Source organism: Agromyces mediolanus (assembly GCF_023715325.1).
Taxonomy (GTDB): domain Bacteria; phylum Actinomycetota; class Actinomycetes; order Actinomycetales; family Microbacteriaceae; genus Agromyces; species Agromyces mediolanus_A.
Genome location: NZ_JAMBNX010000002.1, coordinates 160,110 through 184,554 on the forward strand (window position 1 = coordinate 160,110; position 24,445 = coordinate 184,554).

The window sequence follows — 24,445 nt, forward strand, 5'->3', positions numbered from 1 at the left end:
CGGCTCCTTACAGCGGGATGTTGCCGTGCTTCTTCGGCGGCAGGCTCGCGCGCTTCGTGCGCAACGTGCGGAGCGCCTTGGCGACGGCGACGCGGGTGGCCGCGGGCTCGATGACGCCGTCGAGCTCGCCGCGCTCCGCGGCGAGGAACGGGGAGGCCACGTTGTAGGTGTACTCGTTCGCGAGCTGGGTGCGCACCGCCGCGACGTCCTCGCCGGCCTCCTCGGCGCGCTTGATCTCGGAGCGGTACAGGATGTTCACGGCGCCCTGGCCGCCCATGACCGCGATCTCCGCGGTCGGCCAGGCGAGGTTGATGTCGGCGCCGAGCTGCTTCGAGCCCATGACGATGTAGGCGCCGCCGTAGGCCTTGCGGGTGATGACGGTGACGAGCGGGACCGTCGCCTCCGCGTACGCGTAGAGCAGCTTCGCGCCGCGGCGGATCACGCCCGTCCACTCCTGGTCGGTGCCGGGGAGGTAGCCGGGCACGTCGACGAGGGTGAGGATCGGGATGGAGAAGGCGTCGCAGAAGCGCACGAAGCGGCTCGCCTTCTCGCCCGCGGCGATGTTCAGCGTGCCCGCCATCTGGCTCGGCTGGTTCGCGATGATGCCGACGGTGCGCCCCTCGATGCGGGCGAAGCCGATCACGATGTTCGGCGCGTAGAGCGGCTGCACCTCGAGGAAGTCGGCGTGATCGACGAGCCCCTCGATGACGGTGCGCATGTCGTACGGCTGGTTCGGCGAGTCGGGGATGACCGTGTTCAGGCGGCGGTCGTCGTCGGTGATCTCGAGTTCGAGCTCCGACTCGAAGACCACCGGGTCGGCCATGTTGTTGTCGGGCAGGAACGAGACGAGCGTGCGCGCGTAGTCGAGCGCGTCCTCCTCGTCGCTCGCGAGGTAGTGCGCGACACCGGAGACGGTGTTGTGGGTGAGCGCGCCGCCGAGCTCCTCGAAGCCGACCTCCTCGCCCGTGACGGTCTTGATCACGTCGGGACCGGTCACGAACATGTGGCTCGACTTGTCGACCATGATCACGAAATCGGTGAGGGCGGGGGAGTAGACCGCACCACCGGCCGCCGGGCCCATGATGAGCGAGATCTGGGGGATGACGCCGGATGCCGCGGTGTTGCGGCGGAAGATCTCGCCGTACTTGCCGAGCGCGACGACGCCCTCCTGGATGCGGGCGCCGCCCGAGTCGAGGATGCCGATGATCGGCACGCCGATCTTCAGCGCGAGTTCCATCACCTTGATGATCTTCTCGCCGGCGACCTCGCCGAGCGAGCCGCCGAAGATGGTGAAGTCCTGCGAGTAGACCGCGACCTGGCGGCCGTGGATGGTGCCGGTGCCGGTCACGACGGCGTCGCCGTAGGGGCGCTTCGACTCCATGCCGAAGGCGTGCGTGCGATGCCGCACGAACTCGTCGAGCTCGACGAAGGACCCCGGGTCGAGCAGACCCTCGATGCGCTCACGCGCGGTCATCTTGCCCTTGGCGTGCTGCTTCTCGATGGCGGCCTGGCCGGAGGCGGTCACCGCCTCGTGGTAGCGCGCTTTGAGGTCGGCGAGCTTGCCCGCGGTGGTCGAGAGGTCGGGGCCGTCGTTCGTCGCTTCGGTCACCGGATCACTCTACCGGTGTGCACTCCGGCCGGATCGTTGACGGAACCCTACAAATCTGGGGCGCTCCTTTCCCGCCTCCCGCCACCGTCGTGCGCCCCGGCGGCGACGGTGCTCGGTAGGGTGATGGCCATGGATTGGGAGCGCTCGCGGGCCGCCGTGCCGCGGTTCGAGTTCCTCGAACAAGCCGGATCGACGAACGACGAGCTGCGGATCGCGGCGACGGGCGAGGATGCCGCGGCCTGGCCGCACGGCGCGGTGGTCGTCACCGACGAGCAGACCGCCGGACGGGGCCGCCTCGGGCGGAGCTGGCTCGCCCCGAGCGGCAAGACGCTCGCGATCTCGCTGCTGCTGCGCCCGGGTTCGGGGCAGGGCCCCGCCCTCCCGCTCGAGGCGTACGGCTGGATTCCGCTCATCGCGGGGGCCGCGATGACGGAGGCGGTGCGGCGCGAGCTCGACCGCGCCCGCGCCGCGCGCCTCGAGGAGGCGACGGATGACGCCGACGCCGACGCCGACGGCGACGGCGACGGCCCCGGCCTGCTCGACGTCGAGCTCAAGTGGCCGAACGACGTGCTCGTCTCCGGATACAAGGTCTGCGGCATCCTCTCCGAACTCCTGCCGCCCGAGCCGGGCGAGGCGGCGCCTGCCGGCGTCGTCGTCGGCGCGGGCCTGAACCTCACCCTCGACGAGCACGACCTGCCGACGCTCACCTCGACCTCGCTGCTCCTCGCGAGCGGGCGCCGACCCGACGCGGACGCCGTGCTCGCGGACTACCTGGGCGGCTTCCTCGAGCTCTTCGACGCGTACCGCGCAGCGGGCGGAGACGCCGTCGTCTCCGGCGTCGCCGAGCGGGTGGGGTCGCTCTGCGGCACGATCGGCGAGGAGGTGCGGGTCGAACTCCCCGGCGGGCGGATGCTGCTCGGCACCGCGCAGGGGCTGGACGCCGACGGCCGCCTGCTGGTGCTCGACCGCGAGTCGGACGAATCGCAGGCCGTCGCCGCGGGCGATGTGACCCACCTGCGGTATGAATGACCCTATGAGGCCACCCGAGACCGAGCTGCGCCAGGCGACGCCGGAGCGCGTCGTCGTGCGCCTGCGGCGGCACGGGCGTCGTCTGATCCTCCCCGCGCTCGTGTTCATCGGGGTGGTCGGCGGTGCGGCGTACGCGAGCGGCATCCTCCTCGAGGACTGGCAGCGCTGGGCGCTCCTCGGCGGTTCGCTCCTCCTCGTGGTCCTCGCCTCGCTGCTGCCGTTCCTCGCCTGGCTCGCCGGCCGCGTGACGATCACCGACCGCCGCGTGATCGTGACGAACGGGGTCTTCGTCCGGGTGCGCCGCGAGCTCCCGCTGCGCCGCGGCTACGACGTGACCGTGCGCCGCACGCCGGGTCAGCGGATGGCCGGTTCGGGCGACGTCCGCATCGAGGTCGGGCGCGAGCGGCCCTTCGTGCTGAAGGATCTTCCCGGTCCGGAGCTCGCTCAGCAGGCGCTCCACGAGCTCATCGCCGGTGCGCCCTCCGTGGCGCCGCTCCAGCCCGCGCAGACCGACGCCGACACCGTCATGTGGGGCCAGCGCTGAGGTCCGCCTCCGTATCGCCGCACGTGGCGGCGACGACCGTCGTGCACGCGTAAAGTAGACGGGCGGTTCCCGCGCGCCCCCCGGCGCGGGACGCAGAGGAAGGTGCCTCTTGGCCGACGAATGCATCCATGGTTTCGACGACGGCCTCTGCGCCATCTGCTTCCCGCCGAAGGCTCCTGAGCCGGCGCCGCAGCCCGCACCGGCGGCGCGGGCGGCCCGCGTACCGGGCCGGCGGCCGAGCGCCGTTCCGCCGCCCGCACCCGCGGCCAGGACCACGCGGGCGAAGGCCGGCAGCGGCGCGCTCAGCGCTCCTCCCATCGACGCCGGGGCACTCCGCATCTACCACGTGACGCACCTCGACAACCTGGCCCGCATCCTCGGCGCCGGCGCGCTCGTGCCCGACGCGGCCGGGGCCGCCCCGGTCGTCGACCTCGCCGCTCCCGCGGTGCGCGAGTTCCGGCGCACCCGCGGGGTCGGGGGGACGGACGCCGTCCTCGCCGACTACGTCCCGTTCCTGCTCACCCCCGACGCCCTCGTCTGGAACGCGGTGCGCGAGGGCACGCCCGACCCGCGGCTCACGGCCGAGGCCGTCGAGCGGCCCGCGGCCGACCACGTCATGCTCGTGAGCTCGGTGGCCGCCGCCCGCGGCGCCGCCACGGCCGACGGCGCGGTCGCTGTGAGCGACGTCGACGCCGCGCTGCCGGGCGCGGAGCTCGCGGCCGCCTGGCCGGCGGTCGAGCGGATGCTCCGACTGCTCGCCCACGAGCAGGAGAACGCGCGCCTGCGCACCGCCGAGTTCCTGGTGCGCGGGGAGGTTCCGCTCGAGCGGATCGCCCTCATCGCGGTCGGCAACGAACGAGTTCGCGATCGCGTGCGCGCCGCGCTCTCCGCGGTCGGCGCGAAGACGCGGATCGCGGTCTACCCGCCCTGGTTCCTGCCCGCCGAGGACTGAGCGGGCTCCTCGAAGAGGGCGCGCTGCGCCTCCTCCGCGCGGGCGAGCTGCGACAGCCCGTCCGCGCGGTGGTGACCGTACACCCAGTAGCGGTAGAGCACGAAGCGGAACAGCGTGCCGAGGCCGAGGCCGATCACGTTCGAGGCGATGTTGTCGGCGACGAGGCTCGTGAACCCGAGCACGTGGTGGCTGACCCAGAGGCAGCCGAGCGCGATCGCCATCCCGCCGAGCGAGACGACGACGTACTCCGCGAACTCGCGGAGGTAGTTCTTCCGGCGGTGGCTGCGGAACGTCCAGTACCGGTTGCCGAGCCAGTTGAAGACGATGGCCACGCTCGTCGAGATCGTCTTCGCGCCGAGCGCCGACTGGGCCCAGCCGTCGGCCCCGAAGGCGCCGAGCCGAAGGGCGTTGAACAGCGCGACGTCGATCGCGAGCCCGATCAGGCCGACCACTCCGAACTTCAGCGCGTACGCGACGACTCCGCGCCACAGGCGGCGTGCCAGATCACCGGCTCGGGAGCCGGCCGCCGCTCCCGTCGTGAGATCGCGCGTCGTCACTCGGCACATTTTAGCCACAGGGACCGCCCGTAGACTGGGGGGATCGGGTCCGGCCGTTCGGCTGGACCGCGACGCCCTGGGCGTCGCGCGGCGGAGCAGAGGAAGAGGTCGGTCGGGTGCGGGTCGGAGTGATCGGTGGCGGGCAGCTCGCGAGGATGATGATCCCTGCGGCGATCGAGCTCGGCGTCGAGCTCCGGGTGCTCGCCGAGGCCGAGGGGATGGCCGCCGAGCTCGCCGCGACCGCGGTCGGCGACTACCTCGACGCCGAGACCGTGCTGGCCTTCGCGCGCGACGTCGACGTCGTCACCTTCGATCACGAGCACGTGCCGCAGGACGTGCTGCGCGCCCTCGTCGACGCCGGCGTCCCAGTGCACCCCGGCCCCGACGCGCTCCGCTTCGCGCAGGACAAGCTGCTCATGCGTGATCGGCTCTCCGAGCTCGGGCTCCCGGTGCCCGACTGGGCGCGCGTCGAGACCGCCGAGGAGCTCGACCGGTTCATCGAGGCGCACGGCGGCGCCGCCGTCGTGAAGACGCCTCGCGGCGGGTACGACGGCAAGGGGGTGCGCGTGGTGCACGGCTCCGCCGAGGTCGCCGAGTGGTTCGCCGCGCTCGCCGAGGACGGCCGCCCCGGCGCGCTCCTCGTCGAGGAGCTCGTGGAGTTCCGCCGCGAGCTGGCGCAGCTCGTCGCGCGCCGCCCGTCGGGCGAGCTCGCCGCATGGCCCGTCGTCGAGACCGTTCAGGTCGGCGGTGTCTGCAGCGAGGTGATCGCCCCGGCGCCGCGGTCCGCAGGCCGTCTCGCCGATGTGGCCGCCGACGTCGCGATCGCCATCGCCGAGGGGCTCGGCGTCACCGGCGTGCTCGCGGTCGAGCTCTTCGAGACGAACGACGACCGCGTGCTCGTGAACGAGCTCGCGATGCGCCCGCACAACAGCGGCCACTGGTCGATGGACGGCGCGACGACTGGGCAGTTCGAGCAGCACCTCCGCGCCGTGCTCGATCTGCCGCTCGGCGGCACCGGCACCCGCGACGACTGGTCGGTGATGGTGAACATCCTGGGCGGCCCCGCCGAGGGGTCGCTCGCCGACCGCTACCCCGCGGCGCTCGCGGGTCATCCGACGGTCAAGGTGCACAACTACGGCAAGGCTCCGCGGCCCGGCCGCAAGGTCGGCCATGTCACCGCGGTGGGAGCCGATCTCGACGAGGTGGTCTACGAGGCACGAGCCGCTGCGGCGGTGTTCCAGGACTGATGTCCGGCGCGACGACCGCATCGCTGGATTCGACGGCGCTGTCGTCGGCCCGTTCCACTGCGCCCGCGGCGGGAGGCGGTAGCGGGGGACGCGGCCGCTTCCTCGCGCTCGACGGACTGCGCGGGATCGCGGCGCTCGTCGTCCTGGTCCACCACGCGCTGCTGCTGAACCCGTCGATCTCCTCGCTCTACGTCGACGGCGGTTCGGCGCCCGAGCCGGGCACGGCCCTGTGGTGGCTCACCTACAGCCCGCTGAAGCTCACGAACGCCGGCCACGAGGCGGTCACCGTGTTCTTCGTGCTGAGCGGCTTCGTGCTCGCGCTGCCGGTCCTGCGGGGCGGCTTCGACTGGGTCTCCTACTTCCCGCGCCGCGTCGTTCGGCTCGGGCTGCCGGTCGCCGGCGCCGTCGCGTTCGCCGCGTTCCTCATCGCCGCGGTGCCGCGCCCCGCGATCGAGCGGTTCTCCCCCTGGGTGGAGGAACGCACCGCGAAAGAGCTCGATTGGCACCTCGTGCTGAACGCGCTGAACCTCTTCAACGGCTCGTACAAGCTCGACAACCCGCTCTGGTCGATCCAATGGGAGATGATCTTCTCCGTCACACTGCCGGTGTTCGTGGTGCTCGCGCTCGCGCTGCGCCGCTGGTGGGCGCTCGGGCTCGCGGCGGCGCTCGCCGGGGTCTGGGTCGGGGCCGAGACGGGCACGGCGGCGTTCGAGTACCTGCCGGTCTTCCTCGTCGGCGTGCTGCTCGCGGCGAAGCTCGACCTGCTCGAGCGGGCGGCCGCCTCCATCAACCGTGCTCGCTGGGCGCCGCTGGCCTGGGCCGGCCTCTTCGCCAGCGCGCTCGTGCTGCTGGTCCTGCGGTGGGAGCTCGGCGCCTTCGGCTCGATCGCCCCCTACGCCGCGCTGCTGAAGGTCGTCGTCGTGATCGGCGCGGGGCTGCTCGTGTTCTGCTGCCTCGGCGCGCGGGGGGCGGCGAGGCCGCTCGGGTCGCGCCCGGTGCAGTTCCTCGCCCGCACCTCGTTCAGCCTCTACCTCGTTCACGTCCCGGTAATCGTGGCGCTCCGGTTCGCCCTGCCGGAACTGCCGGCGCACTGGATCATGGCGCTCGGCATCCCGCTGTCCCTCCTCGTCGGAGCAGTGTTCCACCGCATCGTGGAGGCGCCGTCGCACCGCGCCTCCGGCTGGGTCGGTCGCCGCGCCTCCGCGCTGATGGCGGGGATCCGATCGCCGAACGACCGCTGACGCGCGGCGTCGTTGCGGACATCTCCCAGCCCTCGCCCCTACACTCATTCGAGTGACTGAGACCTCTCCCGCTCCGCTCGTCGGCGTCGTCATGGGTTCCGACTCCGATTGGAACGTCATGCGCGAGGCGTCCGAGCTGCTCGACGAGTTCGGCATCCCCCACGAGGTGGAGGTCGTCTCCGCCCACCGCACGCCGGAGAAGATGATCGACTACGGCAAGCAGGCCGCCGGCCGCGGGCTCAAGGTCATCATCGCCGGGGCCGGGGGAGCCGCGCACCTGCCCGGCATGCTCGCCTCGGTCACCACCCTCCCCGTCGTGGGCGTCCCCGTGCCCCTCTCCCGCCTCGACGGGCTCGACTCCCTCCTCTCCATCGTGCAGATGCCGGCCGGAGTCCCGGTCGCGACGGTCTCGATCGGCGGGGCGAAGAACGCCGGGCTCGTCGCGACGAAGATCCTCGCCACCGCCGACCCGGCGCTCAGCGCGGCGCTGGCCGCCTACGCGGCGTCCCTCGCCGAGCTCGTCGATGAGAAGAACGCGCGGCTGAAGCAGTCCCGATGAGTCTCGCCGCCAGCCCGATCCGGTACCCGGACCTCGCCTCGCGCCCGCTGATGACCCGGCGCGGCTGGTGGCTCGTCGTCCTCAACTTCCTCATCCCCGGCTCGCCGCAGGTGCTGGCGGGCAGCCGCCGGCTCGGCCGCTTCGGCCTCGGTGCGACGCTCCTTTTGTGGCTGCTGCTCGTGGCGGCGATCGTCTGCTGGTTCGTCTGGCCGACGGTCGTGTTCAGCGCGGTCTCGATGTCCTGGTCGCTCTGGATCCTCGCCGCGGTGCTCGTCTTCTACGCGGTGCTCTGGGTCATCCTGACCTTCGACACCCTCAGGATCGTACGGCTCGTGAAGACCGCGCCGTCTGCCCGCGGCTGGATCGCCGGCCTCACGACCGTGCTGATGATCGTGCTCTCCGGCGGCGCCTCGTACGGCGCGTACCTCGCGTTCACCGCGAGCGGCTTCCTCAACTCGGTGTTCATCGCCGGCCCGACCGAGCCGCCGGACGAGAACGGCCGGTACAACATCCTGCTGCTCGGCGGCGACTCCGGCCCCGACCGTGAGGGCATGCGACCCGACAGCATGTCGGTCGTCTCCATCGACGCCGATACCGGGCACGCCGTCATGATCGGCCTGCCGCGCGACCTCGAGGACGTCCCGTTCCCCGACGATTCGCCGCTCGCCCAGGTCTACCCGGACGGCTACGGGGCGATCGACGGCTGCGAGGTCGACGTGTGCATGCTGAACTCGATCTACACCGAGGTCGAGCTGAAGAGCCCCGAGATGTACCCGGACGCCGTCTCGCGCGGCAGCGAGCCCGGCATCGAGGGCATGCGCGACGCGGCAGAGGGGGTCACCGGCCTCGACATCCAGTACTACGTGCTCATCGACATGCAGGGGTTCGAGCAGCTGATCAACGCGCTCGGCGGCGTCGACATCAACGTCGAGACGCGTATCCCCATCGGCGGCGATGAGGACAACGACGGGGTCGACGGGTGGATCGAGCCCGGCCAGCAGCACCTCGACGGCTACTACGCACTCTGGTACGGCCGGGCCCGCTACGGTGTGGCCGGAGGCGACTACGAACGGATGGCGCGCCAGCGCGTCCTGCAGGAGGCGATCCTGCACCAGTTCACGCCGGGGAACGTGCTGGCGAAGTTCCAGGACGTCGCTTCGGCCGGAGCGGACACGGTGAAGACCGACATCCCGCAGTCCATGCTCGGCTACTTCGCGAACCTCGCGATGAAGACGAAGGAGCTGCCGATCGGGCAGGTCGAGCTCGTGCCGGCCAACGGGGTCGACCCGACGGATCCGGACTTCGAGTACATCCGTTCGCTCGTCGCCCAGGCCATCGTGCCGCCGAGCCCGGACCCCGGCGAGCAGCCCGCCGGCTGAGGCTCGTCCGCCGCTCGGGCGGTCAGAGGTCGGCGTGCAGCTGCCAGACCCGCTCGCCGGCGTCCTGCCAGCTGAACGCGCGTGCGCGGTCGGCGGCGGTGATCGCGAGCCTGGAGGCGAGCTCCCGGTCCTCGGCGACGTGCGTGATCGCCGCGGCGAGCCGGTCGGCGAAGCCGTCGGAGCCACCGACCCCGACGGCGACGGAGAGCCCGGCGCCCGCGGCGATCTCCTGATGCGCGGGCGCATCCGAGTGGATGACCGGGATGCCGAGGCTGAACGCCTCGATCAGCCACGTGCCGCTCGCCTCGTCGTGCGCGGGGGCGACGACCGCGGTCGCGCGGCCGATCACGACGGCGAGGTCGGCCGCCTCGAGCCCGTCGAGACGATGCAGTCGCGCGGCACCGACGCCGTGCTCCTCAGCGACCGTCACGAGGTGCTGGTCGCCCCAGCTGTCGGGCCCGAGCACCACGAGGGGGAGCTCGGGTACGCCCGTGCGGCCGAGGGCGGCGAGCACGTCGACGAGGCCTTTCCGCGGCTCGAGGGTGCCCTGCACGAGGAGGTACTCGTCCGGCAGGCCGAGCCGTTCGGCGCGCGCGTCGGCGTCCGGCCCGAGCACGAGCCCCGTCCGCGGCGCCGTGCCGATGACCCGGAGCCGGTCGCCGAAGTCGACGATCATCGAGAGCCGGTCGGCGAGTGCATGCGTCGGCACCACGACGGCGTCCGCGTGCTTGCGTGCGCGCTTCAGCATGCCCTTCTGCCAGGCGACCGCGGTCGAGCTGAGCGCCTCCGGGTTCGTCCAGGCCAGCACGTCGTGCACCGTGACGACCGTCTGATCGCCGGTGCTGCGATCGTGCTTGCGGAGCGGAGCGAACAGGCCCGGGGAGTGGATCATGCCCCCGCCGGGCGACGTCGTGAGGCCGAGCTGCCAGGCGGCGGTGAGCTCGCGGCGCGCGAGGCTCGTCTTGTACAGCTCGGCGAGCCCGGGCAGGGTGTCGAGGACGCGCGCGTAGTCCTCCTCGGGGGAGGAGGAGACGATGCCCTCGACCGCGCAGCCGGGCGGCGCCGTGCGGAGGACGGCGCGGGTCAGCTCCTCCGTGTAGCGGCCCAATGCGCCGGGCACCGGGGCGATGAGCTGATCGACGACGACGCGCAGGGTGACGGGCATCGGACCTCCTCAGACGTGCCAAGTTATCACCCCGAGCTGCGCGGTCCGCGCCGCCGGACGCGCGCCCGACCGAGCGCCGCCCTTCTGGCTCTTCTCAGGCACTTCAACTACCCTTGGTCGAAATCAGCCTTGCTCTCGGGCTTCCCCCACTGCATGAGAGCGATTTCACACATGACTCTTCGCGTAATCCCCGACGCGCCGAGCCGGGACGTCAAGAGCGCCCCGCAGCTGCGCTATCGACACGATCTCGACGGGCTCCGAGCGCTCGCCGTGCTCCTCATCGTCGTCTACCACGTCTGGGTGGGACGCGTCTCGGGCGGCGTCGACGTGTTCCTCATGCTGTCCGCGTTCTTCCTCACCGCCTCGTTCGCGAAGCGGGCGGAGGCCGGTGGCGCGATCGCCCCGCTCGCCTACTGGACGAAGACGTTCAAGCGGTTGCTGCCGGCGGCAGCCGTCGTTCTGCTCGGGGTGCTGGCCGCCACCGCGCTGCTCCTGCCGGCGACGCGTTGGCCGACGATCTGGTCGCAGACCGTCGCCTCGCTGTTCTACTTCCAGAACTGGGAGCTCGCCTCGACCGCGGTCGACTACTACGCCCCGCACGGAGCGATGCTGAGCCCGCTGCAGCACTTCTGGTCGATGTCGATCCAGGGACAGATCTTCGTGCTCTGGCCCCTGCTCATCCTCGGCGGCACCATGATCGCCCGCCGACTCGGACGATCGGTGCGCCTGACGCTCGTGGTCGTGTTCGGGATCGTCTTCGCCGCATCACTGTCGTACTCGATCGTCATCACCGCGGTCAACCAGCAGTGGGCGTACTTCGACACCGGCGCACGGCTCTGGGAGTTCGCGCTCGGATCGCTCGTCGCCCTCGTGCTGCCGTACGTCAAGCTGCCCGAGGCGGTGCGTGCGGTGCTCGGCTGGGCCGGCCTCGCCGGAATCGTGCTCTGCGGAGTGCTCTTCGACGTCGAAGGCGGGTTCCCCGGCTACCTCGCGCTCTGGCCGACGATGTGCGCGGCCATGCTGATCGTCGCCGGGAGCTCGCCGACCAGGTTCGGCCCCGACCGGCTCCTCGCCTTCGGCCCGCTCCGCTGGCTCGGCAACTCGGCCTACGCGCTCTACCTGGTGCACTGGCCGATTCTCGTGTTCTGGATGGCGCTGGCCGGCCGGGGCGCCCCCGGGCCGCTCGCCGGCGCCGCGATCATCGGAGCATCGATCGCGCTCGCGATCGTGGTCCACCTGCTCGTCGAGCGCCCGCTCCGCGAGTTCTCCTGGGGCAACCGCGCCAAGCGCAACGGGCTCGTGGTCATCGCCGCGAGCCTCGCGATCGTCGTGGTCCCGCTCGGTGGGTGGCAGCTGCAGTCGAAGGCGCAGATGGGGGCGCTGGTCGCCGCCGGCGATCACCCGGGAGCCCTCGTCCTCGATCCGACGATCGGGTCGGCGTTCGTCGCGACGTCGCCGCCGCTCCCGGACGCGACGGCCCTCGATGACGAGTGGGTGTCGTTGCCGGACCGGTGCGACGGCAGATTCGCGCCGCACGACGAGGTCGTCGAAGCCGACTGCGCGCAATTCACTCCGGATGTGCCGATCACCGCCACCGTCGTCGTGGTCGGCGACTCCCACAGTGAGCAGATGATGGGTGCCCTGATCCCCGTGGCCGAGCGGTCGGGATGGGAGCTCGTCTCCGTACTGCGCGGTGGATGCTCCTTCGGCCTCGAGGGCGGACGGTGCCCGTCGTGGAGTGCCGCCGTGCTGGACTACCTGCTCGACATCGCGCCGGACGCGGTGTTCACGGTGGGGACGGCCGCCGAGGTCGACGGTCCGGGGGAGCGGATGACCCCTGGGCTCGAGAGCGTCGCGCTGCGACTCGTGGACGAGGGCATCGCCGTGCTGGCCGTTCGTGACAACCCCAGGTTCAGCTACGACGTCTACGAGTGCGCCTTCCTCTCGGACGCGCCGCTCGAGGAGTGCGGCACGACCGCGGAGGCCGCGCTCGCCGCGGTGAACCCGCTCGCCAGAGTCGGCGGGATCGATGGGGTCTTCCTGGTCGACTTCACGGACCAGATCTGCCCAGACGGCATTTGCGCGCCTCAGATCGGCAACGTGTACGTGTACCGCGACGACAATCATTTGACGAAGACCTACGCCACGACCCTCGCGGGCGCCCTCGAGGCGCAACTCGCCGGAGTGCTCCCCAGGTGATGCGGTCCTGGGCGGTCGCGCCGAGCAGGCATGATTGAACCAACCGGATCCGAGGGAGTGAGTGAACCGCATGCCAGACGTCGCGCGAATGCCGAGCGTGGTGGCCGTCGTCGTCGCCTACAACCGTCGCGACCTCCTCGCGGAGACCCTCACGGCACTGCTCGCTCAGGACGTCGCCCCCGATCGCGTCGTGGTGATCGACAACGCGTCCACTGACGGGTCGGCGGCGCTCGCGCGCACGTTCGGCCCGCTGATCTCCGTCGTCGAGCTCCCTCGCAATACCGGCGGCGCCGGTGGATTCGCGGCCGGGATGGCGCTCGCGCTCGCTGAGGGGGACCCGGACTGGCTCTGGCTCATGGACGACGACACCGTGCCGAGCCCGTCCGCGCTGCGGGAGCTTCTCGCTGCGGTGGCGGGCACGGAGTACGTCGCCGCGGGATCGCGGGTGATCTGGACGGACGGCAGCGAGCACCCCATGAACTCGCCGCGAACGAATCCGTTCGCCACGAAGGCCGAGCGGGCGCGGGCGCGGGCCCACGGGGGGATCGCGATCCGGAGCACCTCGTTCGTGTCCATGCTCGTTTCGGCCCCGGTCGCCCGGCTGGTCGGTCTCCCGATCGCGGACTACTTCATCTGGAACGACGACTTCGAGTACTCCACCCGTGTGCTTCGCGGGCGACGCGGGATCCATGTGCCGGCGTCGGTGGTCGTCCACAAGACGAAGGCGCTCGGCTCCACCGATACCGACCCGGGCGAACGCTTCTACTACGAGGTGCGGAACAAGCTCTGGATGCTGCGGTGGTCGCGGTCCCTCGGGGTGCTCGAGAAGCTTGTCTATGGAGCGTCCAGCGTGCGGCGTTGGGTCCGCACCTATCGCCGCTCGAACGATCGCGCCACGCTCGCGAGCGGCTGGGCGCGGGGGCGTCGTGACGGGTGGCGGACCCGTCCTCGCCCGAACATCGTCTCGCTCGCGGACCTCGGTCGCGTCACTGCTGCAGTCGAGGGGATCGAGCGACCATGAGCGAGCCCTTCAGCCTGCTGCTGCCGGTGTACGCCGCGGACGACCCCGCCCACTTCACCCGTGCCTTCGATTCGAGCGTGCGCGACCAGACCCGCGCGCCGAGCGAGGTCGTCCTCGTGCAGGATGGTCCGATCGGCACCGAACTCGACCGCGCCGTCCGACAGGCGATCGCGACCGCCGCGGTGCCAGTGGTGCACGAGGTGCTCATCGAGAACGTCGGGCTCGCCCGCGCTCTGGAGCTGGGCCTCGCGCGTGCGGCCCACGAGATCGTGGCACGGATGGATGCGGACGACGTCTCATTGCCCGAGCGGTTCGAACGTCAGCTCCCGGTCATCGAAGCCGGCGCGGACCTGGTCGGTTCCGGCATGCTCGAGTTCCTCGACGACGACGGATTGATCGTCGGCCGACGCGTGCCGCGCGTGGGCGCCGCCGAGATCGAGCGATATGCGCGGTTCCACGATCCGTTCAACCACCCGACCGTCGTCTACCGACGTTCGGCAGTCGTCCGCGCGGGCGGGTATCAGCCGCTCGGGCGCATGGAGGACTACTGGCTCTTCGCCCGGATGATCCACACGGGCGCTGCGGTGGAGAACCTCGCAGAACCGCTGCTGATGTATCGGGTCGGTGCGGGAGCCTACACTCGGCGGGGCGGTTGGGAGCAGTGGCGTTCGGAGCTCGCCCTCCAGCGCGCCCTCCGATCGATCGGCTTCACCTCGCGCTGGCAGGCGATGCGGAATCTCGGCATCCGAGGCGCCTATCGGTTCGTCCCCGAACGGATCCGACGCTCCGCGTACCGGCGGTTCATCGCCGCGGGTGGGTGATACTCGGAGGCGGAGGGCAGAACGCTTGCTTTGCGCTCGATGCCCGGGCGAAGACCGTCGGCCCTGAGCTGCGACAGTCCCGGAACACGTGCTCCGCGTCGACGCTCGATGTGGGCGGGGGCCCGTGCGTGGCAGCGGCTACCGACGGCTGAGCATACCGAGATCGCCGACTGCTTGGGTCAAGCGTGCCTCGAACACGGGGATCAGCGACTTCATGTAGCTTCGCGACACGTGGTCCAGGTCGAAGTACACCATGAGCCCTCCGATCGCCGCGTAGCACGTCTCTTGATCGCAGAACTGGTCGCTGAGATCGATCACGCGTGCCCGTGGGTCGGCGGCGACCGCAGCGCTGACTGGATCGTCGACGAGCGCGGTCGCGCGGGGGTTCGCGCAGGCCAGCGGGTCGTCGCGGTTCAGCTGAAGGCACTCGGGCGTGCTCCGGCCGAGCGTCAGGGGAGTGTCACGGATCGCGACCACGGCGCCGGCCGCATCCGCCCAGGCCGAGACCCGGGGCAGCAGCGTGTTCCGGTACTGGGTCTGCTGGTCTGCGCCGCTGCCGTCGTCGATCGTCTCGCCGGCACCGAAGGTCGAGACGAGCACGAGGTTCGGCCGGTCATCGACGATGCGCTGCGAGACCTGTTCCGACCAGCCCATGCAGCGTTCCTCGATGGCGGGCCCGCCACCCGGCTGTCCATTGAACGCCACACGCGGCGCCTCGGCGAGCGGGCAGCCGCCCTGGACGCTCTGCCGCACGATCCAGCCGTGCTCCCGGGCGAGCTCGAAGACGACCACCTTCCACTGCTCGGCATGGGAGTCGCCGACGAGCCAGACGATCGGCGCATCGCTGCGGCCAGACGAGAAGTCGCAGGTCTGGAGCAGCACGGCGCCGTCGACGATGATCGGGTCCGGGTCGTCGGCGCACTCCGCTGCGGAGAACCACGGCGCTTCGTCCTCGCCGATGTTGGAGGCCTTCGGAGGGCCGTACGGATCGGCGCATCCGGCCCCCGTCAAGGCCTCGGCGCCGAAGCAGCTGCCCTCCGCGAGCTGCTGGATCTGAGCCGTCTGGTTGTCGAGGACCACACGGCTGCCGAGCAGGACGGCCCCGCTCGCGGCGAGCATCGCGATCACCGACGCGAGGAACACGGCCAGGAACCGACGGCCGCTCGCCTTGGCGAGCAGGCGTTTCCGTCCGGGATCTTCCACCAGGGCTTTCGTCAGTGCGGCGAGGGCGATCGCGATGACGAGGATCACCAGGCGGTCGACCAGGCCCGGCACCCGACTGAGGACGTAGGGGGCGAGGAGGATCAGCGGCCAATGCCAGAGATAGAGGGAGTAGGAGATGTCCCCGAGGTACTGGATCGGCCGCGGGCGGAACACCCAGCTCGAGCTCGCGCTCGCGGCGAGCGAACCGGCGAGGATGACGGCTGCGGTGCCGAGCACCGGGATGGCGGCCATCGGGCCGGGGAACGCGGTCCGGCCGTCGAAGAGCACGGCCGCAGCGATGACGGCGGCGAGTCCACCCCACTGGAGCACGAAGACCGCTGCCCGGCCCCCCGGGCGCACGACCTCGACGCGGGACCTCGCGACCAGCACGGCGAGGAGCGCGCCGACGCCGAACTCCCAGACGCGGGTCGTCGTGACGAAGTAGGCCGGGCTGCGGTCGGCCGCTGTGAAGTAGACGGCATAGGCGAAGGAGAGCAGCGTCACGACGCCGATCCCGATCGTCCACATGCGACGGTGGTTCGGCCGCCCGAGCTTCCGCGCGAGCACGAGGATGAGGAGGAGGAAGAGCGGCCAGACCAAGTAGAACTGCTCTTCGACCGAGAGCGACCAGTAGTGCTGCACGGTCGAGGCGGCGACGTTGTTGGCGGAGTAGTCGACCGACTTGCCGGCGAGGAGCCAGTTCTCGACGTACACCGCCGCAGCGGCCGTCTCCTCCGCGGCGGTCCGCCACGCCGAAGCCGGCAGGAGCAGCACGACTCCGGCCAGCGAGACCAGCGACACGAGGAAGGCGGCGGGCAGGAGACGGCGTGCGCGCCGCATGTAGAACCTGGCGAACTGCAGCCGCCCGGTCGACTCGAGTTCCGCGAGGAGGTGATTGGTGATGAGGAAGCCCGAGATCACGAAGAAGACATCGACTCCGACGTATCCGCCGGGAAGGCGTCCGGGCCAGAAATGCGAGACGACGACCAGAATCACGGCGAGTGCCCGGAGGGCTTGAATGTCGGCTCGGACTCTCGATGGCGAGCGAGGGGGCGCGGGCGCCGCCGATCGACGTCCGGTGACTGCCGTCTGCTGCACTCGACTCCTCTGGTTTCCTCCGCGTCCCTGCGGAGAAACGCCCCCATACGTTAGCATCCGCAGGCGGAAAGAATTTGGAGCGTCCCTGTGCGTTCTGTCTCAGAAGCCGGAGGCCGTAGCTGATCTCAGATGTACCTCATGAACAGGAACTCCACATACCCTAGCCGGTACTGAGATCGAAGGTGCGACGCACGTGGCGCCGATACATCCATCGGTAGGTCGGGAACGACACCCGGATCAGGATGCCGCCGAGGCCCATCGTGCGATTGCGCCGAGCTACCCCGATGAGATCGCGGATCGAGACCTCGGCGCGGAATGCCAGAGCGATCGGTCGCAGCTGCTCGGCCGAGGCGCCAGCCGTGATCCCCCCCGACAGTGTCATCACGGCGAGAAAGGTGCGAAGAGCTGCCCACGATACTGGCGGGAACCGCGGGTCGCTCCCGAGCCGAGCGCGGAGCGCGTCGTACGGTGTCGTGACGATCCCAGGGGTAGGTGTTTGACTCCAGGTCAGCGAATCCCGCCGCACTGCATAGACATACACGACCTCTTCGAGGTAGCGGATCTGGGAGCATTGCGCATACACCACGGTGTTCAGCACGAGATCTTCGTATCGTCGGATTTGCTCGGGGAATCGTAGCTCGGCGAACAAGGTGCGGCGATAGAGCTTGCCGTGCAGAAAGTTCCACAGCAGCCCCTGCAAGGAGGCGTTCGCTGCGTCGGCACCGCCGACCAGCCCATGGAGCCGGTCCGGCCTGGGGTCGAGTCGGCCGTCGGGGGTTCGCACCGCGTGGGCTCCGACCACGACATCAGTACCGCTGTCCACGGCGGCCAAGAGTGCGGAGAGTGCGTTCGGCGGAAGCTCGTCGTCGGCATCGACGAAGACGACGAACTCCCCGACTGCCTGGTCCAGACCGAGATTTCTGGCAGCACTCGGGCCGCCATTGATCTCCGACTCGACGACGACGATCGTGGCATCCGGTCGGCGAGCCGCGAGGCGGCGCACGACGGCGACACTGTCGTCGGTCGAGCGGTCATCCACCACGATGAGCTCCCAGCTCGTCTCGTCCTGCGCGAGGATACTGTCGACGAGCGCTTCGATGGTTCCGACAGCGTTGAACATCGGGGTGATCACGCTGACCCGCACTGCGTCCTCCATTCGCACCGTCGGGTTTCTGGGACGACGATCGCGCAGTCAAGCCTAGCCTTCGAAGCTCGGCGGACTCCGAGACGGCGGGCACTACGATGTACAGGTCATCGCGCCGCCGTGCGCGCGGGTGAGAGCGTCGAGCAGAGGAGATCGTTCAACCGATGAGCTGGTGGCAGATGCTCCCCGTGGTCCTACTCGCGGCAGCGGTGCTCCTCGTGCCCGGCGGTCTGGTGCTCGCCGCGGCAGGAGTGCGCCGTCTGAACCTCCTCGCACTGGCCATGCCGGTGACGTTCACCGTTGGCGGTGTCGTAGCTGTCCTTGCACCCTTCCTCCGTCTGCCATTCTCCGCGCCGACCTTCGTCGGCGGTGCCATCATCGCGGCAGCGGTCGCGCTGCTCGCCCGCCTGCTCCTGGTCCGTGCAGCGGGACGGATGGAACCCCACCGCTCCGGTTGGTGGCCGTGGGCGGTGCGGGACGTCACACGCGGCGGGCTCGCCGCCGAGGGGCGCCTCCCGCGCAGCGGGTTCGGACGCTGGCGGGGCGCTCTGCCAGTGCTCGGTTGGACGATCGGGGCAGCGTTGATCGCGCGCCGGCTCGTGCTCGGCTTCGGGCAACCCGAGAACTTTTCCCAGACGTTCGACAACATCTTCCATCTCAACGCGGTCCATCACATCGCCGTGACGCAGTCCGGATCGTCGTTGACTCTCGGCAACCTGACTGAGGCATCGCGCGCGTTTTACCCGGCTGCCATGCATGACGTCGTGGCGATCGTGGAACAGCTCGCCGGCGTCGACGCGGCGGTGGCGATGAACGCCTCGGTGCTTGTCATCGCGGCCGTGGCCTGGCCGCTCGCCTGCATGTTCCTCGTCGCCCGAGTCGTGGGGTACCGGCCCCTTCCCCTGCTCGTCGCGGGAGCGCTCAGCGCCGGACTGAGCGGCTCGCCGTACCTGCTGATCGGATTCGGCGTACTGTACCCGCTGATGGCCGCGATGGTGATCGCTCCGGTCGCGCTCGGGCTCGTGATCGAGCTCCTCCGGCTCTCAGCTCAGCGGTCGCGCTCCTGGATCGCCCCGATCCTCGCATTCATCGCGATCCTGCCGGGGTTCATGCTGACGCACCCGAGTGCGGTGATCGCAGTCATGGCGCTTACGATTCCCCTCCTGCTGGCGAGGCTGCTGCTCGCGTGGCGCTCCTCGCCGGGGCCTCAGCGGCGGGCGGTCAGGACGTTCTGGACCATCGCCGTGCCCGTCTATCTGATCGTTTTCCTCATCGTGTGGCTCAAGGTGCGTCCGAACCTCGGTGCTGCTCCCTGGGGCGCCACCCAGACGACTTCCGGCGCGATCGGCGAGGTCGCTGCCGCGTCGCCGATCGGTGCGATCACGGCCTGGGTCTATCTGTTCGGCACGATCCTCGGGCTGTATGCAATCGTGCGGTGGCTTCCGTCGCGATGGTGGCTCATCGCGTGCTATGCGATCGCTGGCACCCTGTACGTGTTCGCGGCGGGCTGGGGATCCGGGGCGCTCCGAACGTTCATGGTCGGCGTGTGGTACAACGACCCATTCCGGCTCGCTGCGTTGCTCCCGGTCACGACGCTTCCGGTCGTCGTGATCGGCGTACTCTTTGCGCTCGACTTCCTACGGCGCCGGGTAACCGGGTGGATCCGCCGTCGGCGGGCCATCGCCGGGAACGCTGGATGGATGGGGGCGACCGTCGTGCTCGTGTGCGTCGCGCTCATGGTCGTTGCGACGCAGGGCGGGGCTCTCGCTGGGATCCAGAAACGAATCGCCAACTCCTTCGCGCTCGACGCGGACTCCCGACTCGTCACTCCGGACGAGCTCGCCTTGATCCGGGAGGTTGCCGACTACGTACCAGAGGACGGAATGATCGTCGGCAACCCACTCACGGGTGCAGCGTATGTCTATGCGCTCGGAGACCGCTCGACCGTGGCGCCGCACGTGTTCGGAGAACGAAGCGCCGACGAGCTGATCCTCCTCCGCCATTGGGACGAAGCTGCGTTCCGCGGGGACGTCTGTCCGATCATCGAGGAGTACAACGCATACTGGGCGCTGGACTTCGGCACCGAACTTGTCATCCCAGCCGACGAGGATGAGTTCCGTGGCGTCGACTCGCTGAGCAGCGGACTCGCCCCAGACGTGGAAGTCCTGGCTCAAGTCGGCGATGCACGACTCGTGCGCACGACTGCCTGCGACTAGTCTCGATCTCATCGGGAGAATTCGCGCGTGCCGCCGCGCGAGCAGCGTGGCGTCGTTGCCTGGCGTGCTCGCGCACCTAGGCTGGGAAACCGGTGTAAGGGGGCCACATGTTTCGTGGGTTGCGGCGGGGTATCGTCGCGGTGGTAATCGGGAGTCTGCTGGCCGTCGGGTTCAGCGCGATCGGGGCCGGCGTCGGGCAGTCGGCTGAAGCAGTCGACTACTCGGGATTCCGTGCGGGACGGATCATCTCGGACGATCAGTTTTACAACGGCGCGGCTATGAACGAGGGGCAGATCCAGGCGTTCCTCGAGCAGAAGGTCCCGTACTGCCCACCTGGACGTCAGTGTCTTCGGGACTATCGGCAGGTCACGAGCTCACGAGCTGCCGATGAGGCGTGCGGCCCATATCGCAGTGCCGGTACAGAGACGGCCGCGCAAATCATCGCGAAGGTCTCGCTCGCCTGCGGGATCAGCCCGAAGGTAGTTCTCGTCATGCTCGAGAAGGAGCAGACGCTCGTCACGAGAACCGACACCACCTCGTCGTCTTGGGCTTGGAAAGCCTCGATGGGCTACGCGTGTCCGGACAGCGGCCCGGGCGGGTCGGCGAACTGCGATTCGCAGTACTACGGCTTCTTCAACCAGGTGTACAACGGTGTTCGTCAGTTGAAGCGGTACGGGATCTCGTCCACCTTCTCCTGGTTCCCAGTCGGACGGACGAGTCAGATCCAGTACCACCCGAATACGGGTTGTGGCACGAAATCGGTGTACATCGAGAACAAGGCGACTGCAGCGCTCTACTACTACACGCCATACACCCCGAATGACGCAGCGCTGGCTGCCGGCTACGGCACGGGCAACGCCTGCTCGAGCTATGGGAATCGGAACTTCTACGGGTTCTATAGTGATTGGTTCGGCGACCCGAACGCGGCGCTCACGCGTGGTGCCATCGGTGTCAAGTACGACGCGCTCGGCGGCTTCCGGGGGAAGCTCGGTTCGCCGCTCGGTCCGGAGATCTGCGGCATCAAGGACAACGGGTGCTACCAGGGCTTCCAGAACGGCGTCATCACCTGGACCGCGAAGGCCGGCGCCTGGCCGACTTGGGGTGCGATCCGCGATCGTTGGAAGGCGATCGACTTCGAACGTAGCCCACTCGGGTTCCCGGTGAGCGACGAGATATGCGCGGCTCCGGACGGATCGTGCTATCAGATGTACGAGAATGGCGCCATCAACTGGGTTCCGGGCATTGGTGCCTGGGACACCCACGGCGCGATCCGTGCTCGGTGGAACGTGCTGGGCTTCGAACGTGGCACGCTCGGGTATCCGGTCTCCGGAGAGAGCTGCACCCTGCCTGACGGAGGGTGCTACCAGGTCTTCCAGGGAGGCGTTGTCTCCTGGAAGGGCACGACAGGTGCGTGGGAGACGAAGGGCGCCATCCGTGCACGCTGGGGCGGCACCGGGTACGAGGCGGGTCAGTTCGGCTACCCCACCGGTGGCGAACGATGTGGGCTCGCGCAGGGCGGTTGCACCCAGACGTTCGAGAAGGGCATCATGTCGTGGACGCCCGCCGTTGGCGCGTGGGACGTATCCGGGGAGTTCGCCTCCATCTGGGCCGGGGTGAAAGCCGAGGCCAGCCCTCTTCTCTACCCCACTGCATCCGCCGAGTGCAAGGGCGAGATCTGCACGCAACGGTTCCAGGGCGGCGTCATCGTCAAGGCTGGTCAGGCGAAAGCAGTTCCGGTCTGGGGCGGAATCCACGCTGCATGGATCGGCCAGGGCGGTCTGAGCGGGAAACTCGGTCTTCCGATCTCCAGCGAGCGGGTCGACAACGGCAAGGTCGTTCAGGAGTTCCAGGCAGGGAGGATTATCTGGACCTCCGCGAAAGTGGAGATCGTCGTGAACTGACGCGGATGCACACGCGGAATCGGCCCCGGCCAAGCGGAGTACCGCTGAGCCGGGGCCGATTCGTGTCCCAGAGGATCCGGTTAACTCCGCCGTCCGTCGAGCTCGAAGGCCGCTCGTGCGAGTTCGGCGATCACCGGCTCGGCCGCCCAACGGACGCTCAGTGGCGAGGCCTCGATCAGAGCGTACCCTTCGGCGCCACGGTCGAGCACCACCGAACGGCGAGCTGATCCCAGCGCCGAGTCCCGCAGCGAGCGTACTTCCTTGGTGGGAGCGGTCAGGAGCAGCAAGTCGCGGTCGCTCAGATCGAGGTCAGCTGCTGCTTCGAACTTCGTTCCTTCGGATGGGATGTCGGCCGCCTCGAGCGCAGCGCTCGGAGCGAGACCGTACTCCTTGAGGATGAGTGCCGGATTCGTGGATGCGCCGTACACCTTGAGGTCTGCCCCGACCACGGATCGAGCATCTGCGAACACCCCCGCAAGGCCGTCGAGCGAAGCGTACGACGCTCTGACCTTGCTGATCCGCTTCTCCGTCGTGCGGATCACCTGGTCGCCTCCGTCTTCGACGGCGAGAGCTTCGGCGACGATTCGTGTCGTGGTACGCCAGTCCGTCTCATTCGGCCCGGGGGGAGCGACGACCGGCGCGAGTTCGGTGAGCTGCTCGTACTGCGACTCGTTGATGGTCGAGTTGACCGCGAGAATGAGGTCGGGTCGCGCATCCTCGATCTCACGGATCGGAAAGCCCTCGTCAGGGTCGTACTTCGTCGGGGTCGGCAGTACTCGCCGGTTCAGCTCTGCCGTGAACCACGGGGTCTTGCTGCCGTCCACCAGATTGCCGCTCATCGCGACGGGCAGAACGCCGAACGCGATGCACGTGTCGTGGGACGCGTAACCGATGCACGCGACCCGCTTGGGGGAGCGGGGGATCGTTGTCTCACCGAACCGGTGGGCGATCGTCACGGGATATCCGGCGATAGCGGGGCGTGATCCGCGAGAGGCAGACGTGCACCCGGCGCCCCCGAGCAGCACTGATGCGGCCGCGATGCTCAAGAAGGCTCGACGGTTCAATCTCTCCATACAGGAAACCTCATCGATCAATCGTTCGGGGGCAGGTCGGGGGATATCCGGTCGATTGTACGACCGGGAGCCTCGGGCTTCGCTGAACGGCGGCGGCGCAAGAACCAGTAGCCCAGCGCGGCGGCCACCATGAGGCTGACGACCAACGTCACTGTTCCCGTCAGTGGATCGTTCGGCAACATGAGTGAGATGCACGTGGCGGCAGCGGCGAGCCCCATCCAGCCGAAGAGCGGCTTCAAGGCGATCAGGTCACGCTGAACTCGCCGTGCGACCCAGACGTAGAGCAATCCGAGAACGAGGAACGCGAGCACCTTGATGACACCGATCGGAAACAATGCCCCGATCGACGCGGGATAGATTGCGATCCCGAGCGCGATTGCAGCCACGAGCGGCGTGATTACCGCCAGGGAGCGGGTGCGGTGTACAGCGAAGAGTTGAGTCTGAGCGACGGTGAACGCAATGTAGCCATAGACCACGAACGGAAGCACCTTCGCGAGGGCGAAGAGCTCAGCGTCCGGTCCGTTGACGAGGATGTAGGTACCGATGACGGCTGAACCGGTCCCCGCGAGAGTGAGGAGAAAGGCCATGAAGTACGCTTCGCGTTGCGTCGCTGCACCGTGCCCTTCCTCGTCGCGCCCCCGCAGCGAGAGCAGCGTGACCTGCCAGACGTTGCTCAGAGCGATCGCGATCGCGATCGCTCCAAGGGCGAAGGGCATCACCGCGTTGTATCGTCCAGTCGGCCCGGGCCCCTGAAAGGCATTGATCAGCAGCGCTTCTCCCTGCTGCAGCGCGATGAACGCGACGCTGTGCGGAAGGGCGGGCAGAGCCAACAGAACCGCGTGCTTCAGCGCGGCGGGGTACCGGAAGGGCGGCGACGGTTTCGACAGCGCCACGGCGATGAGCGCAGCGACGAGGGCGCAGCTCGCGTATGCGGCGAGATAGACGACCGCGGTCGCCTCGAAGAGCACGATTGCCAGGAGCCCCGCGACGTGGCCGAGTGCCGTTGCGAGCACGAGGACGATGACGTATGCGACGGCGCGCTGACTGGAGCGAAGGAAAGCGAGGGCAGTTTGGCAAACGGCCTGGAGGGCGATCGTCGCGAGTGCGATCAACAGCAATGTGGAAACGTCGAAGGCGCCGGTGGACAGGGCGATCGTGGTGTAGACGACCCCGGCCAGCGTCGCCGTCCCGAGACTCGTCAGCATGCCGAAAGCGTTCAAGGAGCGCGCCTTCGCACGCCCGTTTTCCGGATCGAAGTAGATCGAGCCGATGATCGTCGGGAATCCAGCGGTCACTGCCACAAGGCTCACGGCGCAGAGCGAGAGCATCAGGCTGACCTGGCCCCATTGCTCCGGATCGAGGATCCGAATCGCGAACGGTTGGACGAGGACGGCACTTCCGCCTTGAGCTACCGCGGCGATCAGGTAGAGCAGGCGCTGCCCCGTGGTCCCGTGGACCACGGGGCTCGAATGCTCGTCGCCCGCCGG

At 69.3% G+C, this 24,445-nt stretch carries 18 protein-coding genes and 1 pseudogene; 12 read left to right on the forward strand and 7 right to left on the reverse strand.

From position 1 onward, the window contains the following. Window positions 1-7: 7 nt before the first annotated feature. Window positions 8-1,609 carry an acyl-CoA carboxylase subunit beta gene (locus M3147_RS04515; RefSeq protein ID WP_251202289.1) on the reverse strand — a complete coding sequence of 534 codons (1,602 nt, stop codon included), beginning with the start codon at window positions 1,607-1,609 and terminating at the stop codon, window positions 8-10. Window positions 1,610-1,738: 129 nt separating this feature from the next. On the opposite strand from M3147_RS04515, the gene M3147_RS04520 reads away from it, so the two are divergent. From M3147_RS04520 to M3147_RS04530, 3 genes are all read left to right on the forward strand, one after another. Beyond that, window positions 1,739-2,638 (forward strand): biotin--[acetyl-CoA-carboxylase] ligase, encoded by a 900-nt coding sequence (locus M3147_RS04520; protein WP_251202290.1) that lies wholly within the window; start codon window positions 1,739-1,741, stop codon window positions 2,636-2,638. 4 nt (window positions 2,639-2,642) lie between these two features. Then, complete coding sequence (locus M3147_RS04525) at window positions 2,643-3,182, forward strand: PH domain-containing protein (RefSeq protein WP_251202291.1); 540 nt, start codon at window positions 2,643-2,645, stop codon at window positions 3,180-3,182. Between the two features lie 346 nt (window positions 3,183-3,528). After that, the gene (locus M3147_RS04530; protein WP_251202292.1) at window positions 3,529-4,134 is read left to right on the forward strand and encodes a DarT ssDNA thymidine ADP-ribosyltransferase family protein; all 606 of its coding nucleotides are present in this window, start codon (window positions 3,529-3,531) and stop codon (window positions 4,132-4,134) included. Here M3147_RS04530 and M3147_RS04535 read toward each other — a convergent pair. Further along, a complete protein-coding gene (locus tag M3147_RS04535) occupies window positions 4,101-4,691 on the reverse strand; it encodes a GtrA family protein (protein WP_251202293.1) in 591 nt (196 codons plus the stop codon). The genes M3147_RS04530 and M3147_RS04535 overlap by 34 nt on opposite strands. Before the next feature lie 113 nt (window positions 4,692-4,804). Here M3147_RS04535 and M3147_RS04540 point away from each other — a divergent pair. The 4 genes and pseudogenes from M3147_RS04540 to M3147_RS04555 all read left to right on the forward strand — a co-directional run. Beyond that, window positions 4,805-5,938: pseudogene (locus M3147_RS04540) on the forward strand (5-(carboxyamino)imidazole ribonucleotide synthase); the annotation flags it as partial. Further along, complete coding sequence (locus M3147_RS04545) at window positions 5,938-7,179, forward strand: acyltransferase family protein (protein ID WP_251202294.1); 1,242 nt, start codon at window positions 5,938-5,940, stop codon at window positions 7,177-7,179. The pseudogene M3147_RS04540 and the gene M3147_RS04545, both read left to right, overlap by 1 nt. Window positions 7,180-7,270: 91 nt before the next feature. Then, window positions 7,271-7,738: a 5-(carboxyamino)imidazole ribonucleotide mutase gene (purE, locus tag M3147_RS04550; RefSeq protein WP_251202595.1), complete on the forward strand. Its 468-nt coding sequence runs from the start codon at window positions 7,271-7,273 to the stop codon at window positions 7,736-7,738. After that, window positions 7,735-9,117, forward strand: a complete 1,383-nt coding sequence (locus M3147_RS04555) for an LCP family protein (protein WP_251202295.1) — start codon at window positions 7,735-7,737, stop codon at window positions 9,115-9,117. The genes purE and M3147_RS04555 overlap by 4 nt, the downstream gene beginning before the upstream one ends. A 22-nt stretch (window positions 9,118-9,139) precedes the next feature. Here M3147_RS04555 and M3147_RS04560 read toward each other — a convergent pair whose 3' ends face one another. Then, complete coding sequence (locus tag M3147_RS04560) at window positions 9,140-10,282, reverse strand: glycosyltransferase (protein WP_251202296.1); 1,143 nt, start codon at window positions 10,280-10,282, stop codon at window positions 9,140-9,142. Window positions 10,283-10,453: 171 nt separating this feature from the next. Between M3147_RS04560 and M3147_RS04565 the strand changes: the two genes are divergently transcribed. From M3147_RS04565 to M3147_RS04575, 3 genes are all read left to right on the forward strand, one after another. Next, window positions 10,454-12,481, forward strand: a complete 2,028-nt coding sequence (locus M3147_RS04565) for an acyltransferase family protein (RefSeq protein ID WP_251202297.1) — start codon at window positions 10,454-10,456, stop codon at window positions 12,479-12,481. Window positions 12,482-12,551: 70 nt separating this feature from the next. Beyond that, window positions 12,552-13,502: a glycosyltransferase gene (locus M3147_RS04570; RefSeq protein WP_251202298.1), complete on the forward strand. Its 951-nt coding sequence runs from the start codon at window positions 12,552-12,554 to the stop codon at window positions 13,500-13,502. Continuing rightward, complete coding sequence (locus M3147_RS04575) at window positions 13,499-14,323, forward strand: glycosyltransferase (protein WP_251202299.1); 825 nt, start codon at window positions 13,499-13,501, stop codon at window positions 14,321-14,323. Before M3147_RS04570 ends, M3147_RS04575 begins: the two co-directional genes overlap by 4 nt. A gap of 138 nt (window positions 14,324-14,461) precedes the next feature. Here M3147_RS04575 and M3147_RS04580 read toward each other — a convergent pair whose 3' ends face one another. Together M3147_RS04580 and M3147_RS04585 are read right to left on the reverse strand one after the other, a co-directional pair. Next, the gene (locus tag M3147_RS04580) at window positions 14,462-16,681 is read right to left on the reverse strand and encodes an acyltransferase family protein (RefSeq protein ID WP_285873360.1); all 2,220 of its coding nucleotides are present in this window, start codon (window positions 16,679-16,681) and stop codon (window positions 14,462-14,464) included. A 103-nt stretch (window positions 16,682-16,784) separates the two neighbouring features. After that, window positions 16,785-17,768 carry a glycosyltransferase family 2 protein gene (locus tag M3147_RS04585; protein ID WP_251202301.1) on the reverse strand — a complete coding sequence of 328 codons (984 nt, stop codon included), beginning with the start codon at window positions 17,766-17,768 and terminating at the stop codon, window positions 16,785-16,787. Between the two features lie 164 nt (window positions 17,769-17,932). On the opposite strand from M3147_RS04585, the gene M3147_RS04590 reads away from it, so the two are divergent. Together M3147_RS04590 and M3147_RS04595 are read left to right on the forward strand one after the other, a co-directional pair. Continuing rightward, on the forward strand, window positions 17,933-19,984 hold the full coding sequence (locus M3147_RS04590; RefSeq protein WP_251202302.1) for a DUF6541 family protein: 2,052 nt from the start codon (window positions 17,933-17,935) through the stop codon (window positions 19,982-19,984). A 107-nt stretch (window positions 19,985-20,091) separates the two neighbouring features. Next, the gene (locus M3147_RS04595) at window positions 20,092-21,885 is read left to right on the forward strand and encodes an LGFP repeat-containing protein (RefSeq protein ID WP_251202303.1); all 1,794 of its coding nucleotides are present in this window, start codon (window positions 20,092-20,094) and stop codon (window positions 21,883-21,885) included. Between the two features lie 80 nt (window positions 21,886-21,965). On the opposite strand, the gene M3147_RS04600 is transcribed toward M3147_RS04595, so the two are convergent. Both M3147_RS04600 and M3147_RS04605 read right to left on the reverse strand, forming a co-directional pair. Next, complete coding sequence (locus tag M3147_RS04600) at window positions 21,966-22,931, reverse strand: ABC transporter substrate-binding protein (RefSeq protein ID WP_251202304.1); 966 nt, start codon at window positions 22,929-22,931, stop codon at window positions 21,966-21,968. A 44-nt stretch (window positions 22,932-22,975) separates the two neighbouring features. After that, window positions 22,976-24,418, reverse strand: a complete 1,443-nt coding sequence (locus tag M3147_RS04605) for a lipopolysaccharide biosynthesis protein (protein WP_251202305.1) — start codon at window positions 24,416-24,418, stop codon at window positions 22,976-22,978. Between the last annotated feature and the right edge of the window lie 27 nt (window positions 24,419-24,445).

Excerpts from the sequence above, each read along its gene's own strand:
- M3147_RS04560 (WP_251202296.1), bottom strand. The coding sequence starts at position 10,282 with ATGCCCGTCACCCTGCGCGTCGTCGTCGATCAGCTCATCGCCCCGGTG.
- M3147_RS04545 (WP_251202294.1), top strand. The coding sequence starts at position 5,938 with ATGTCCGGCGCGACGACCGCATCGCTGGATTCGACGGCGCTGTCGTCG.
- M3147_RS04590 (WP_251202302.1), top strand. The coding sequence starts at position 17,933 with ATGAGCTGGTGGCAGATGCTCCCCGTGGTCCTACTCGCGGCAGCGGTG.
- M3147_RS04570 (WP_251202298.1), top strand. The coding sequence starts at position 12,552 with ATGCCAGACGTCGCGCGAATGCCGAGCGTGGTGGCCGTCGTCGTCGCC.
- M3147_RS04520 (WP_251202290.1), top strand. The coding sequence starts at position 1,739 with ATGGATTGGGAGCGCTCGCGGGCCGCCGTGCCGCGGTTCGAGTTCCTC.
- M3147_RS04595 (WP_251202303.1), top strand. The coding sequence starts at position 20,092 with ATGTTTCGTGGGTTGCGGCGGGGTATCGTCGCGGTGGTAATCGGGAGT.
- M3147_RS04575 (WP_251202299.1), top strand. The coding sequence starts at position 13,499 with ATGAGCGAGCCCTTCAGCCTGCTGCTGCCGGTGTACGCCGCGGACGAC.
- M3147_RS04565 (WP_251202297.1), top strand. The coding sequence starts at position 10,454 with ATGACTCTTCGCGTAATCCCCGACGCGCCGAGCCGGGACGTCAAGAGC.
- M3147_RS04580 (WP_285873360.1), bottom strand. The coding sequence starts at position 16,681 with ATGCTAACGTATGGGGGCGTTTCTCCGCAGGGACGCGGAGGAAACCAG.
- purE (WP_251202595.1), top strand. The coding sequence starts at position 7,271 with ATGGGTTCCGACTCCGATTGGAACGTCATGCGCGAGGCGTCCGAGCTG.
- M3147_RS04525 (WP_251202291.1), top strand. The coding sequence starts at position 2,643 with ATGAGGCCACCCGAGACCGAGCTGCGCCAGGCGACGCCGGAGCGCGTC.
- M3147_RS04555 (WP_251202295.1), top strand. The coding sequence starts at position 7,735 with ATGAGTCTCGCCGCCAGCCCGATCCGGTACCCGGACCTCGCCTCGCGC.